This window comes from Streptacidiphilus sp. MAP12-20, assembly GCF_041262525.1.
Taxonomy (GTDB): domain Bacteria; phylum Actinomycetota; class Actinomycetes; order Streptomycetales; family Streptomycetaceae; genus Streptacidiphilus.
In genome coordinates this window covers 1-13,090 of sequence record NZ_JBGCCK010000046.1, presented here as the reverse complement: position 1 = coordinate 13,090, position 13,090 = coordinate 1, and the positions used below count along the sequence as shown (strand labels likewise).

The window sequence follows — 13,090 nt, the reverse complement described above, 5'->3', positions numbered from 1 at the left end:
CTGAACCAACTCGGCTACCAAGTCAACCTCCAACCCATCGGGACGCCCTGAACAGCGGAAACGGTCACGAAGCGGGGATTTTCGAATCAGGCGGCTGCCGACAGGGTGGCGCGGCGCGACATCGCGCCGGCTCGGGTGCGGTCCGCCGACGTCGGCGCGGTGGACGGGGCCACCGCGAGGACTGCGCCGACCGCGTGGGCCAGGCAGTAGCGGCTGACGGCGCCGTGGAACAGGCGGGCCAGGCGGCCCTGCCTTCCGGTGCTGACGACGAGCAGGTCTCCGGGCTGGTCGGCGATCTCCACCAGAGCCGGACCGGGCCGCTCGGCACGGACGACCAGCGGCCGGGTCCGCAGGTCGGCGGGGTAGCCGCCGAGCGCCTCCGCGAAGGCGGCGTCGAGGCGGTCGCAGGCGGCCTGCTCCCACTGCTTCAGCAGCGGCGGACACGGGTGGCTGCGGTAGGCCATCTCGCCGCCGACCGGATGCCAGACCAGCACCGGCACCAGGACGGCGTCCCGGCTGCGGGCCTCGTCCACTGCACGGCGCAGCGCGACCAGGCTGCTCGCGGATCCGTTGACGCCTACGACGACGCGGTTCTCGGCCATGGTGCTTCGCTTCTTTCGGTGACACTGCCCGGCCCACAGGGACCGGATTTGGTTTCTTCGGCGAGACTCCCCCACAGCGGACGAATGTTCCGACTGTCGAGGGCGATCTCTCTTGGATTCATTGGACACCCTGGGCGATTGCCTGCGGATGTCCTTGACGCCTCCCTGACGCTCCGACCTCCGGCCTTGATGCCCTTTTGCCGCCGGGGCGGTCCGGGATGGTCTGAGCGCGGCCGTACGGCGGGCATGGCCCCTCATCTCCGACCGGAAGATTCTTTCCAGCCCGCCGTTCGACCGCGTCGAGTGATCACTCTGCCGTAGCTTGTGACCGCCAGGGAGCAGGTCTGACGCTCCCCTGATGCCCGGTGTTCGATCTTTACCGCAGCCTTGACGAGCGCCGTCCGAAGACTGCTTCCCGTCCAGAGGTCAGCCGAGGCCGGGCACGAACTGGACGACGGCCAGGTCGATCAGCTTGATGCCGACGAAGGGCAGGATCAGTCCGCCCAGACCGTAGACGGCCAGGTTGCGTCGGAGCAGGTCCGAGGCGCTGGAGGGGGTGTAGCGGACGCCGCGCAGGGCGAGCGGGATCAGCGCGACGATGATCAGCGCGTTGAAGATGATCGCTGACGTGATCGCCGATGTCGGGCTGTGCAGGCCCATGATGTTGAGCTGTCCCAGACCGGGGTAGGCGGCGGCGAACATCGCCGGAATGATCGCGAAGTACTTCGCCACGTCGTTCACGATGGAGAAGGTGGTCAGCGCGCCACGCGTGATGAGCAGTTGCTTGCCGACCTCGACGATCTCGATCAGCTTGGTCGGGCTGGAGTCCAGATCGACCATGTTCCCGGCCTCCTTTGCGGCCGAGGTACCGGTGTTCATCGCCACCCCGACGTCCGCCTGCGCGAGCGCGGGCGCGTCGTTCGTGCCGTCGCCCGTCATCGCCACGAGGTTGCCGCCCTCCTGCTCCCGCTTGATCAACGCCAGCTTGTCCTCGGGAGTCGCCTCGGCCAGGAACTCGTCGACGCCCGCCTCCGCGGCGATGGCGGCGGCCGTCAGCGGGTTGTCGCCGGTGACCATGATCGTGCGGATGCCCATCCTGCGCAGGTCGGCGAAGCGCTCCCGGATGCCGTCCTTGACCACGTCCTTGAGGTGGATGACACCGAGGACCCGAACTCCGTTCCAGTCCTCCAGGGCGACCAGGAGCGGCGTGCCGCCCGAACCGGCTATGGACTCCACGAGCTGATCCGCCTCCACGGGCACGGCGCCGCCGCGGTCGCGGACCCACTTCGTGACCGAGGACGCCGCGCCCTTCCGAATGGAGCAGGTGGCTCCGTCCGCCCAGCGCAGGTCGACTCCGCTCATCCGGCTGTGCGCGCTGAAGGGCACGTACTCGGCCTGGCCGAGCTCGCCCTCGGTCGGTTTCCGCAGCCCGTAGTGCTCCTCGACCAGGGTGACGACAGAGCGGCCCTCGGGGGTCTCGTCGGCGAGGCTGGAGACCTGGGCCGCCTGGGCCAGTTGCATCGGATCCACATCGGGCAGCGGCAGCAGGACGGTTGCGCGGCGGTTGCCGAAGGTGATGGTGCCGGTCTTGTCGAGCAGCAGGGTGGAGACGTCGCCGGCTGCTTCGACGGCGCGGCCGGACATGGCCAGCACGTTGCGCTGGACCAGGCGGTCCATGCCCGCGATGCCGATCGCGGAGAGCAACGCCCCGATCGTCGTGGGGATCAGCGTCACCAGAAGGGCCACCAGCACGACCGTGCTCTGCTCGGCTCCGGCGTACAGCGCCATCGGCTGCAGCGTGACCACCACCAGCAGGAAGATGATGGTGAGCGAGGCGAGCAGGATGTTGAGCGCGATCTCGTTCGGCGTCTTCTGCCGCTGCGCGCCCTCGACCAGGGCGATCATGCGGTCGATGAACGTCTTGCCCGGCCGCGAGGTGATCCGGACGACGATCCGGTCCGAGAGCACCCTCGTGCCGCCGGTCACGCCCGAACGGTCACTCCCGGCTTCCCGGATCACGGGAGCCGACTCTCCCGTGATCGCCGACTCGTCGACGGCGGCGATGCCACCGATGACGTCGCCGTCCCCGGGAATGATCTCCCCCGCCTCGACCAACACGCAGTCGAGCGGCCGCAGTTCGCTCGCCGGGATGATCTCCTGCTGGAAGTCCTGCTGGTAGGGCCGCCACAGTCGCAGCAGCCGCGCGGTGGTGTCGGTCCTGGCCCGCCGCAGGGTCTCGGCCTGAGCCTTGCCCCGGCCTTCGGCCACCGCCTCCGCGAGGTTGGCGAAGACGACGGTGAGCCAGAGCCAGGCGCTGATCACCCAGGCGAAAACTCCGGGGTGCAGCAGTGCGGAGATGCTGGTGAGCAGAGCGCCGACCTCCACGACGAAGAGCACCGGGTTCTTCACCATCGCCCGTGGGTGGAGCTTGCGCAGCGCCTCGAGGACGGATGGCAGCAGTTGCTTGGGGTCGAGGAATCCGGCCGGGATCCGGCGGTGGTCCGGCGGGCCGGAGGCGATGGGCGGAACAGGTGGGTGATCCTGCTGTGGAACCGGGGACTTCAGCGACTGCATCGGTAGGCGGGCCTTCTCGTACGACAAGCGGACGGTCACCAGCACAACACGGACAAGCGCGTCGCTTCGGACTTCCTGACACTCCCTTGCCGCTACCTCCGCAAAGCTTGACATGGCCTTGATGTAACGTCAGATCACTGTCTGGTCCGGCGGATCACGGGGAATCCGCTCGCAGAGTAGCGCCGAGCCGCTGCTCGACCTCGTCGAAGCAGTAGGGGACGCGATGGCGTTCACGCCTGGGAATCTCGCCGAGCAGAGCCGGTGGCGGAACCACGAGGACGTGGGAGCGGGATCGGGCGACGCAGTAGCGGGCGGTCCCGCCGTGGAGCAGCCGGGCGAGGCGGCCCCGTGGCCCTGACCCGACGACCATGACGTCGTCGGGGTGATCGGCGATGTTCACCAGCACCGGGCCGGGCCGGCCCCGGACCACGAACGGGACATAGGGGACGTCGGCGGGCGGCCCGCCGAGCGCCGCGTCGAAACAGGCCCGGAGCCTGGCAAGCGCCTCGCGTTCGCACAGGCGCAGCAACTGTGGCTGGGCTGCCCGCCGCTGGGCAAGCTCACCGCCCGGTGGGCTCCAGGCGAGCACGGGCGCCAACGGCCGCCGCAGCTCGCGTGCGAGTCCCACGGCGGCGCGCAGCGCCTCCAGGCTGCCAGGCGTGCCGCTCACGCCGACGACGACACTTCCCCGAGCGAACGACACCGCTCTCCCGCTCCTCCCGTACCGTGCCCGAGAGTTGGACGCGGGCGGACCCGGGTCCGCCCGCGTGACGCGGCCCTCGAAGTGATCCAGGCGGGAACGGACAGCGAGGGCTGCGCTGGCTCCGATTCAACACCCTCCGGCGCGGCCCGAGGTATTCCCTGATGCCGGCGATACGCAGGTCGGGCGGGTCTTGATGCCCCCTTGCCGCGGACTGATCGAAGGGCTTCAGCGCCAGGCTTCGACGCGGCCCGGGTCGTACTTGTAGCCCACCCCGCGCACCGTCGCGAGCAGGGCCCGGAAACGCGGGCCGAGCTTGCGGCGCACGCGCGTCATCAGCACGTCGACGGTGCGCCCGTCACCGACAGCGGGCTGCTGCCAGACCGCCTCCAGCAGCTGATCCCGGGAGAAGACCTGGAGCGGGTGGGCGACCAGGCGTGCCAGGAGGTCGAACTCCAGCCGGGTGAGCTCCAGTTCCACGCCGCCCGCCGCGGCGATGCGGCGCGCCGGATCGACGTGGACGGGCGCTGTGGCTCTCGGCGAAGCGGGAGCGGGTATCGCGTGCCGGAGACGGAGACGGAGACGGTGAGCGCGCGCGTAGGTGACCGACACGTGCGTGTCCTTCCGCGAGATGGCATTGGTCGACGGGTGGCGCTGCGGCAACGCGGTCGTGGTCCACGGCTCCCCCCAGTGACGATCCAACACCACGTCGTCACGGCCCTCCGACGACGCTGACATGCTGTTGACGCCGAGCCCGGCCGATTTGACGGAACCTTGGCGCGGCCGGTCTCGTCAGCAACCGCCCGCGCCGTGGCGGCGGCGTCCGGACCAGTCGGGCTCGACCCGGTGGCTTGACGGGTCTTTCGAACCGCCGCTTCGACAGCCCGTCAAGGGGGCGTTAAGACCTGATACGTCCATGATTGAGCGACCGTCAGGCCGCTCCTACGCTGCTGGATGCCCTCGGGCCCGCCGATGCGCCCGTGGGGTCAGGGAGGTGCTCCATGGGTGTGCTGATCCCGACCGCACATTTCCCTATACCGTCCGCGTGTTGAAGGGCTACTGGAGGGGTGCGCGGTGACCAGATGGCGTGTGTTCTGGGTCGGGTCGGACTGGGTGGAGCGATCCGGTGCACCCACGTTGGAGGGGGCGGGTGTCGGGCTGCGTGAGGGGGACGCGGTGTTCGTGTCGCCGGATCACCGGATTGATCCGGGGCTGTGCCGGTACGGGCAGTCTGCGGCCTTCCGGAAGTTCACGACAGAGACCCGGCGGAACTACGCGGATGACCTGGTGCTGCTGCTGACGTTCCTGTCGAGTCGCGGGCGGCACTGGACGCAGACGAGGGACCAGGACCTGGAGGACTTCAAGGACTGGCGGTTCAGGGCTCCACAGAATCCAGGCCGGGTCGGCGCGTCGAAGTCGAACCGTGAGCTGGTGGCCTTCGCGACCTTCTTCAAGTGGGCGCACAAGAACCAGTATGTGTCGGTGAGCCCGGTGGCGGTGCGCGATGTGGTTGGTGGCGACGGCACGGTGCGCGCGGCGCTGGCGGATCTGGAGCCGGTACGGCCGGCGGCGGGGATGCACTGGCTGACGCCCAGGTCGTGGCGGTTGTGGATCGGCATCGGGCTGCGGGGGCAGTCAGCAGATGGGCTGGTGGAGCCGGGCTGGCTGGGGCGGCTGGAGGACCGCAACGTGGCGTTCACCCGGTTGGTGGTGTCGTCGGGCTGCGGAGGCAGGAAGCCGGCTCGCTGCTGATCTTCGAGACCCCGGACCAGCGTCTGGGCGGCAGCCGTTACTGCCACGGCCGGGTGGCGGCTGAGGCGACGCGATCGAAGGCGGCCCGCACGTACTACGCGTCCACCGAGTCGGCGCGCGACATTGAGTCGTATGTCGAATCCTCGCGGGCGTGGGCGGTGCGCAAGGCCCAGGTCAAGGGCCGCTACGACTGCGTTGAGCGGATGCGGCTGGTCACCGAGGTGTCGCCCGGCCCGAGGCGGGTGGTGCGGTGGGTGGACCGGGATGGCACGGTGTGCAGGCAGGCGCTGGACAGGTTGACCTGGCAGGAGCGGACACTGCTGTTCACCGAGGGGCCGGTGGGTCCGGAGCCGTTGTGGTTGTGGCTGAACGAGGCGGGCCTGCCGTTCCACCCGCACTCGTGGGACGCGGTCTTCCGCATGTCCAACCGCCGGTGCCGGGCCGCCCTGGAACCGCCGGCTCGTCCCCGGTCGGACCCGCATCGGGTCTACTGGCCGTATGCGACAGTGCACGCCGGGCGGCACAGCTTCGCGCTGCGGATGCTGGTGACGCTGAACGAAGTACTCGACCGGCGCTTCGGGCTGACAGCGCGTGAGCGCAGACACTACGGCCTTCTTCTGGGTGATCCCTGGCAGATGGTGCAGGGGCTGCTGGGGCATTCGACCCGGCAGGTGACGGTCGAACGGTATCTGGCGCCGGTGAGGCACCTGGACCTGCTGACACTGCTGAGGGAGGCCGAGGACCCACGGGGCGAGAAGGTCACAGACCTGGATGGGGTGTTCGCGAAACTGGCCCGGGAGAGCGAGGGCATCCAGGACATCGACGTCAGGATGGCCCTTTCCCCGAGGGTGGTGCCGGCATGAGCGGTCGCGGGCGTTCGGCGTCGCTGCCGCCGGCTCACCATGGCGCGCCCGAGGTCCTGGATCCGCTCGAGGTCCTGGTGGTGCACCACCGCAACCGCTCCGGCATTGTGCGGGAGTACGACTTCGCAACCCTGCCGGGCACCGCGGCTCTGCGACGTTCCCTGGCCGCGCTCTTCGCCTTCCGCTCGCGGGCGTGGAGCTCCCACGGCAGCTCAGAGAAGGTGTTCAGGCATGTGCGGGCGTTCGCGACGTTCGTTTCGCAGCGGGAGCGGCCGCCGCGCGATCTGGACGAGTTGACCGCCTCCGTGATCAACGAGTGGTGGCTGTACCAGAAGAGCACCCAGGGAGGGCGAGAGGTCTTCCGCCATGTGACCGCGCTGCTTCATGAAGACCCCCGGCTTCGGGAGGGCCGGGTAGCGGACGCTCTCGCCCGCCGCGTGCCTCGACTGCCCCCGCGGCAGGAGTCGTACGAGTCGGCCGAGCTCGATCACATCAAGACGTCCGCGCTGCGGGAGTTTCGGGCCGCGTGGCTACGGATCGGTGAGAACGCCGTCCACCTGCACCGCTGGCAAGAGGGCCGCTTCGCGCCCGGCAGCGTAGATGCCCGACTGGGGCAGGCCCTGGATCTGATCGCCCGCACCGCCGACCTCCCCCGCTATGACAACGGGAACCTACGGCGACAGTTCATGCTTGTGGTGGGTGGAACGTCGACGGAGGTGACGTGGAAGCGCTTGTTCCTGGACAGGATGGAGGCGACGGCGCTCGGGGTGCTGCTGATGGCGGAGTTCGGGTGGAACCTGGCCGTGATCGACGTGATGCCCGCACCCACTGCAGTCCCCGACCCGGGCCGGGACGGGCACCCCACCTATACGGTCGAGGTCTGGAAGTACAAGGGGCGGCGCTCCGAGACCGAGAATGTCACCGACACGGGAGCCGGGTCGCCGGGCCGGCTGATCACTCATGCCCTTGAGGCCACCCGCTTCGCCCGTGTGCTCGGCCATGAGCTCGCACCCGAGGTCGACCGCTTCATCGCCTGGCGCCCGCACCAGGTCGGCTGGCCCACCACTCACTTGGAGCGGCTGACCGCCGTCGGGCCGCTGCGCTTCGGCGTGGACAGAGCCGACGCGGTGCGATGGGGGAAGCAGGCGGGCACCGGCTCGCCATTTCGCCGGGGCCGGCGGACTGTCGTGGTCGACCGCGGGGAGCCGACCCAGCACAGCAATGACACGCACGAACGCCAGTACGTGTTGCCCGACAAGCGAATCCAGCGCGACGCGGCCGCCGTCGTCGCCGCCGGCGCCGCGTCCGCGCTGCGGGCGGCCCGCGGGACGGTTCGGCTGACGGCCCGGCTGGTCGACCAGCGCTCACCGGGTCACCGCGAGACCGCGACCGCGGACTGCTCCGAGACCGACAACGGCCCAGCTCCGCTGCCCGACGGCGGCTGCGGCGCCTCGTTCCTGCTCTGCCTGGGCTGTGAGAACGCCCGGGTCCACGCCGATCACCACCCTCGCCTGGCCCAACTGCACCAGGCGCTGGCCAACGCCGGCACCGTGCTGCCCACCCCAGCCTGGGAACCTCGCTGGGGTGACGCCTTCGCCCGCTTGGAGGACTTGCGTCGCAAAGTCGGTGACGGTGGCTGGCAGCAGGCACGCGCCCGGATCACCGACGCCGACCGCTCCATCGTGGACGAACTGCTGAACGGAGACCTCAGCTTGTGACCGATCCCCTGGAGGCCGACCTCCACCTACTGGTGGAGCCCGGGCCGGACACCCCGGTCATCCCCGCACACCTGGTGATCGCCCGGCGCGCCCACCTGAATGGCCGATACGGCGACCCGGTGTGGTCCCTCGCGCCACTGATCGACGATCCCAGCAGCGTCCTGTACCGCATCCCCTGGGCGTCGTGTCCGGACGGCTTCCGCGACGAACTGCGCCTGATCACCTGGACGTTCCTCAACGGCGAACTGCCGAATACGTTCGTGCGCGCTCGGGGACGGCGGATGCGCACCCGCCTCGCGGCGAGTCCTACGCTGGCCACGGTCGTTGTCTGGCGGCAGCTGGCGCTCTGGCTGCACGAACGCGGTGTCCGAAGTCTGGCCGCCTGCGACCGCGCCCAGCTGGACCAGTACGCGGCCCACCTGCGCGAGACGATCACTCTCCGCGCCACGATGTCCCACACCCTGACCGCTTTGACGCGGCTGTGGGCCTTCGACCGGCTCAGCGCCAGCCCGACGGGGATTGCCCGCCCGCCGTGGGACGAGGACGGCCTGGACGACTACCTCCCCGCAGCCTCCGCCCGGGGCGCGGAGAACGGCCGGGAACCCCTGGCGGAGGACGTCATGGGCCCGCTGCTCATCTGGGCACTTCGCCTGACCGAGGACCTGGCCGACGACATCATCGGCGCCCAGCGCGAGAAGCTTCGCCTCTGCGCTGCCGCCCTCACCCAGGCCAGCACTCCGACGGGCTGGGAGGCGCTCCACGCGCACCTCGCCCCGCTCCTTTCCGCCGGCCGGCCCCTGCCTTCCGTACGGTGGCGCGGGAAGCCGGCCCTGGCTCGGTCCTACCTCGCGGGCACGTCAGGTGCCTCCCTCCAGCAGGTCCAGAAGGCCTACCAGCGGTTCGGGTTGGCCGAACGGGTGGCGGCTGACCCCGGCCCGTGCCCGCTGAACGTCCCGGTCACCGGGGTCATCGCCGGCCGGCCCTGGCGCACGGCCGTCGACTACACCGAGACCGCAACCCTGCTGCGACACCTAGTCACCGCCGCCTTCATCGTCTGTGCCCACCTGACCGGCGCCCGCCCGCAGGAGGTACTCGCGATGCGCTCAGGCTGCTGCCCCGACCCAGGGCCCGGGCAAGGCCGCCCACTCTTGCTCATCCGCACCGAGGATCTCCCCGGGGAGACCGATGACTGCGACACGGAGGAGTCACATCTGCTGATCCGCAGTCGGCACTTCAAGACAGCCACCGACCCCGACACCGGGCTCTACCTTCCCGGCGGAGCCGAGCGAGCCGTCCCCTGGGTCGCCATCGCCCCCGTCGTGAACGCCATCCGGGTCCTGGAGCGGCTGGTCCCCGACGGGGCCCTGCTGTTCGACGCGGCCGTCCACGATCCGGCGCGCGCCGCTACCCGTTCCGGATCACTGGGCTCCGAGGCGCTTCGGGAGCGGATCGACGACTTCGTGACGTGGGTGAACATCGAGGCACTGAGGCAGGATCTGCCCGGGGAGGCAATCCCTCCGGACCCGCACGGCAGGATCGGCACGGCTCGATTCCGCCGCACCCTGGCCTGGCACATCGCCCGCCGCCCGGGCGGCCTGGTCGCCCTCGCCATCCAGTACGGGCACATGCGCACCGCCCTGAACACGGACGAGTCGGGTCGCTACGGCACCCGAAGCCGCGGCGGCATCCACCAGCTCGTCGACATCGAGACGGGGCTGGCCACCGCGGACACAGCAGCCGACCTCGCCGAGCGGTTCCATGACGGCGAGGGCGTCTCCGGACCCGCCGCGCGCCGGGCGCTCCTGCAGGCCACCACCGGCCCCCTGTTCCAGGGCGGCCTGGTCAAGCGGGACTTCCCCGTCAAGCACGAACTCGCCCGCCGTCACCTCGCCCGCGACGGCAGCGTCCTGTTCGACAACCCCCACGCCCTCCTGCTGTGCCTCTACAGGCGCGACCGGGCCCTGTGCCGGGGCGACGAGCAGCTCACCGCTCCCGTCCTTGACCGGTGCGTGCCCGGGTGCGGGAACATCGTCCGCACCGACCAGCAAGCCGCGGACCTGCGGCAGCGCGCCGAGCATATGGAACGCAAGGCCGCGCTGCTTCCCGAACCCATTGGCGAGCGCCTGCGGACCAACGCCTCACGGCTTCGCACTTGGGCCGACGACCAGGATCGCACCCGCGCCACCGCCAAGGAGAGCCCCGCGTGAGCCCCGCACTCGACGAACGCGACCGCATCCGCGCAGCCATGGACCGCATCCTCGCCGGCACCCCCGAACGCTCCAACGGAGCCCTGACCATCGTCGCGCTGGCCATCGAAGCCGGCGTCCCCAGAAACGCCCTGACCCAACGCCACCTCGACCTGAAAACCGAGTTCTACGAACACGTCAAGACCCGAGGCGGCATCCCCGAGGTCGAGACCCGCCTCCGCGCGAAGATCGTCACCCTCAAGACGACCATCGCGAACAAGAACGACGAAATCGCCCGGCTCAAAGCCGACGTCCAAGGCTTCCTCGCAGAGAACACCAGACTCACCCTCGAGAACCAAGAGCTCCGCGACTTGCTCAGCGGCAAGAACACTGACGTCACGCCGCTTCGGGCCCTGACTGGCCGCTGAACCTGGTGGGCTTCCTCAGAACGCTGGCAGGTCGAGCAAGGGTTGAGGTCAACGTTCAGTGCTGGCCGGCTCAGCGGTCGCAGCCAGGCGCATTTCACTGGCCCTGACAGCGACGTCCCGCACGCTATCCAGGCCGAAGCGTGCCGAGGCCGAGAGCGGCATCTTGCCACGCGTCTTGCTTGTGATCACAAGCATCGCGCGCTTGTTTCCCATCGGCCCCGTCGTCTCCTCAACTTTCAGGTCACTGATTTGAGACCAAGGGATTCTCCGGGTCTGCCCGAGCGACCTCTCGACGACCCCGCTCCGGTCGATCGTTACCCCTAGGCGGGCACTGCGATAGCACCACAGAATGAACCCGGCGAGAAAAATCGAGTACATCACATGCGCCGCAATCGGGACCGGTTTCACAATCCCCATGATACTAATGGAGATGAAAGTCATTCCTGCGGCCACGAGAATGATCCCGCTGCCTCCATGGATGAAACCTGATTGGCCCATCTGCTTTCGACTTGCTCAATCTATTTGCCAATCAAGAGGGGCTGGGAGCAGTCAGGTTGCCTCATTTATTCAGCGGTACGCGCGGGCCGTCAGTCCCCAGGAGTCCAGCTGCCGATGACATCGGGGCCGCGCGCACGTTATTGACTACCGAAAGTCCTCGGCTTGCAGGGGCAGCAAGCGAAGAGATTTCGAACTTTTCAGCCACTATCCTTAGCCGGAGCATCTGCGATTGGGCTTGGCTGAACGCGATGGGGCCCCGCGTGGACGGGACCCCCACAACATTAGTAGCAAGCGCGACCTTCTGGAACTGCCCTAAGGGAGAATGCTCTCCGCATCAAGCCCCAACGCTTCTACATCCCGCAGCACTCTGCCAATGAATTCCCGGAGCGTTGCGGCCAAGTCCACGAACGCAATTGGTGCACTCCGCCTGTCAGGTGTAAATACTGAGCCGACGGACCATCCGGACGGCACTCTGGAGATCTCAATGGCCCCGGTCTCATCAAACGACATTGACGAGAACTCGAAATTCACTTCTGGCTCCGCCGCCAAATCAAGCCAACGAGCAAACTCGCGAGCCAGCTCGGCGACCGGGAAAGCCCTTTCGCTGTAGATCACCTCCTCATGATCTACGATATTGAGATCGGCCTCAACGTGAACCAGCAGGTCCGCAAGGCTGTGGTGGCGGAGATCCTTCGCATTGATGCCACCGTAAGTGATCTCCAACGTTTCACCCACCAACCTTATACGGGAACGAATTTATCACTCGACCATCATTTGTGACGATCGCCCTGATTCCTGTCTGGCCCTTGGTGCCAACCGTGCGCCCCAAATCGGTCTCCACTTTGAATGTTCCCTCAAGGCGGTTCGTTTGGAAAACTGCACCATCAGACTGCAGCGCCTCAGCAACCCACGACTGCGCTTCGCTGATGTCTTCGGTTGCGAACTTAGCGTACTTGCCACCGAAGCTCGCCAGGTGCTTGTCCTTAACGAAGATACTCGCAGGATCCTCTGCGGCCTTGAACGCCGCGTCGGACGCGTCCTTCAGTGCTCCGCTGGCGATGTCCTCGGCTGCAACGCTGGCGCCTTCTTCGAGACCCTTGGCGGCGAGCATGGCTGCTTCGTCTTCGCCGCCGGTGGCTACGGTGAGGATCACCATGCCTGCGGCTTGGGCGCACTGGCCCCAGGTGGGGTTCTCGACGCATCCGACGACGTCAGCGGCGCCGGATGCGTGGTAGATGAAGCTCCCGACGCTCTCCCACCAGGGCTTGTTCGCTTGGGCCGCGATGGCGGCCTGCTGAGCGCGGTAGTTGGCTTCGGCGGTTTCCTTGGCTGCGAGGGCGGCGCGGGCGGGTGCCCAGTAGGCGTCCCAGCGCTTGTTCGTGTTGTCGTCCCAGATGTGGTGGCGTTCGGCGAAGCCTTTGCTGTCGCCCCATGCGCTGGGGTCGCATGATCCGACGCCGCAGGTGTGGGGCGGGGTGGTCTGGCCGATGACTTGGCCTTGACCGTTGACGATCTGGCCTTCGGGGTCGGTGACGGTGCTGCCGCTGCAGGAGAAGCCCGAGCTGGCGCAGCTGTCGTCGCGCAGGCCGTTGGGGTCGGCGCCGTTGACGGGGTCGTTGGCGGCGTAGGTGTAGCCGCCGAGCTGGTTGGGGTCGGCTGCTTCGAGGAGGGGGTGGGTCTATCAGATTTGTGGTGGCTTGTCGGCTATTAGGCCTATTTGATCCTGCGTCGGATTGGTTCGGCTACTCGGATGCGTCCATTGGCGTGGT

Annotated in this window: 12 protein-coding genes; 5 read left to right on the top strand and 7 right to left on the bottom strand. The window is 68.4% G+C overall.

Features of this window, described 5'->3' with window-relative positions; translation table 11 throughout:
• Window positions 1–86: 86 nt before the first annotated feature.
• The 4 genes from ABIA32_RS33340 to ABIA32_RS33325 all read right to left on the bottom strand — a co-directional run bounded on the left by ABIA32_RS33340 (window position 87) and on the right by ABIA32_RS33325 (window position 4,488).
• Entirely contained in the window at window positions 87–602 is a 516-nt protein-coding gene (locus tag ABIA32_RS33340; RefSeq protein WP_370103596.1) for a universal stress protein, read from the bottom strand.
• A 426-nt stretch (window positions 603–1,028) separates the two neighbouring features.
• Entirely contained in the window at window positions 1,029–3,176 is a 2,148-nt protein-coding gene (kdpB, locus tag ABIA32_RS33335) for a potassium-transporting ATPase subunit KdpB (RefSeq protein WP_370103598.1), read from the bottom strand.
• A 154-nt stretch (window positions 3,177–3,330) separates the two neighbouring features.
• Window positions 3,331–3,879, bottom strand: coding sequence for a universal stress protein (locus tag ABIA32_RS33330; protein ID WP_370103594.1), 549 nt, complete (start codon window positions 3,877–3,879; stop codon window positions 3,331–3,333).
• A gap of 225 nt (window positions 3,880–4,104) precedes the next feature.
• On the bottom strand, window positions 4,105–4,488 hold the full coding sequence (locus ABIA32_RS33325; RefSeq protein ID WP_370103592.1) for a winged helix-turn-helix domain-containing protein: 384 nt from the start codon (window positions 4,486–4,488) through the stop codon (window positions 4,105–4,107).
• 564 nt (window positions 4,489–5,052) lie between these two features.
• Here ABIA32_RS33325 and ABIA32_RS33320 point away from each other — a divergent pair.
• Genes ABIA32_RS33320 through ABIA32_RS33300 form a run of 5 tightly spaced genes read left to right on the top strand, consistent with a single transcriptional unit; the run spans window position 5,053 to window position 10,823 of the window.
• A complete protein-coding gene (locus ABIA32_RS33320) occupies window positions 5,053–5,628 on the top strand; it encodes a site-specific integrase (RefSeq protein WP_370103590.1) in 576 nt (191 codons plus the stop codon).
• 53 nt (window positions 5,629–5,681) lie between these two features.
• On the top strand, window positions 5,682–6,491 hold the full coding sequence (locus ABIA32_RS33315; protein WP_370103588.1) for a hypothetical protein: 810 nt from the start codon (window positions 5,682–5,684) through the stop codon (window positions 6,489–6,491).
• Window positions 6,488–8,209 carry a hypothetical protein gene (locus tag ABIA32_RS33310; RefSeq protein WP_370103586.1) on the top strand — a complete coding sequence of 574 codons (1,722 nt, stop codon included), beginning with the start codon at window positions 6,488–6,490 and terminating at the stop codon, window positions 8,207–8,209. Before ABIA32_RS33315 ends, ABIA32_RS33310 begins: the two co-directional genes overlap by 4 nt.
• Window positions 8,206–10,416 (top strand): integrase, encoded by a 2,211-nt coding sequence (locus ABIA32_RS33305; protein ID WP_370103584.1) that lies wholly within the window; start codon window positions 8,206–8,208, stop codon window positions 10,414–10,416. The genes ABIA32_RS33310 and ABIA32_RS33305 overlap by 4 nt, the downstream gene beginning before the upstream one ends.
• A complete protein-coding gene (locus ABIA32_RS33300) occupies window positions 10,413–10,823 on the top strand; it encodes a hypothetical protein (RefSeq protein ID WP_370103582.1) in 411 nt (136 codons plus the stop codon). Before ABIA32_RS33305 ends, ABIA32_RS33300 begins: the two co-directional genes overlap by 4 nt.
• Window positions 10,824–10,871: 48 nt before the next feature.
• On the opposite strand, the gene ABIA32_RS33295 is transcribed toward ABIA32_RS33300, so the two are convergent.
• The 3 genes from ABIA32_RS33295 to ABIA32_RS33285 form a co-directional block, all read right to left on the bottom strand.
• Window positions 10,872–11,276, bottom strand: coding sequence for a hypothetical protein (locus ABIA32_RS33295; protein ID WP_370103580.1), 405 nt, complete (start codon window positions 11,274–11,276; stop codon window positions 10,872–10,874).
• A gap of 357 nt (window positions 11,277–11,633) precedes the next feature.
• Window positions 11,634–12,044, bottom strand: a complete 411-nt coding sequence (locus tag ABIA32_RS33290; RefSeq protein WP_370103578.1) for a hypothetical protein — start codon at window positions 12,042–12,044, stop codon at window positions 11,634–11,636.
• A 4-nt stretch (window positions 12,045–12,048) separates the two neighbouring features.
• Window positions 12,049–12,477 (bottom strand): hypothetical protein, encoded by a 429-nt coding sequence (locus ABIA32_RS33285; RefSeq protein ID WP_370103576.1) that lies wholly within the window; start codon window positions 12,475–12,477, stop codon window positions 12,049–12,051.
• Window positions 12,478–13,090 lie beyond the last annotated feature (613 nt).

Bases quoted from the DNA above. Each gene is read 5' to 3' on its own strand.
- ABIA32_RS33285 (WP_370103576.1), bottom strand. From the start codon at position 12,477: ATGGTGATCCTCACCGTAGCCACCGGCGGCGAAGACGAAGCAGCCATG.
- kdpB (WP_370103598.1), bottom strand. From the start codon at position 3,176: ATGCAGTCGCTGAAGTCCCCGGTTCCACAGCAGGATCACCCACCTGTT.
- ABIA32_RS33340 (WP_370103596.1), bottom strand. From the start codon at position 602: ATGGCCGAGAACCGCGTCGTCGTAGGCGTCAACGGATCCGCGAGCAGC.
- ABIA32_RS33310 (WP_370103586.1), top strand. From the start codon at position 6,488: ATGAGCGGTCGCGGGCGTTCGGCGTCGCTGCCGCCGGCTCACCATGGC.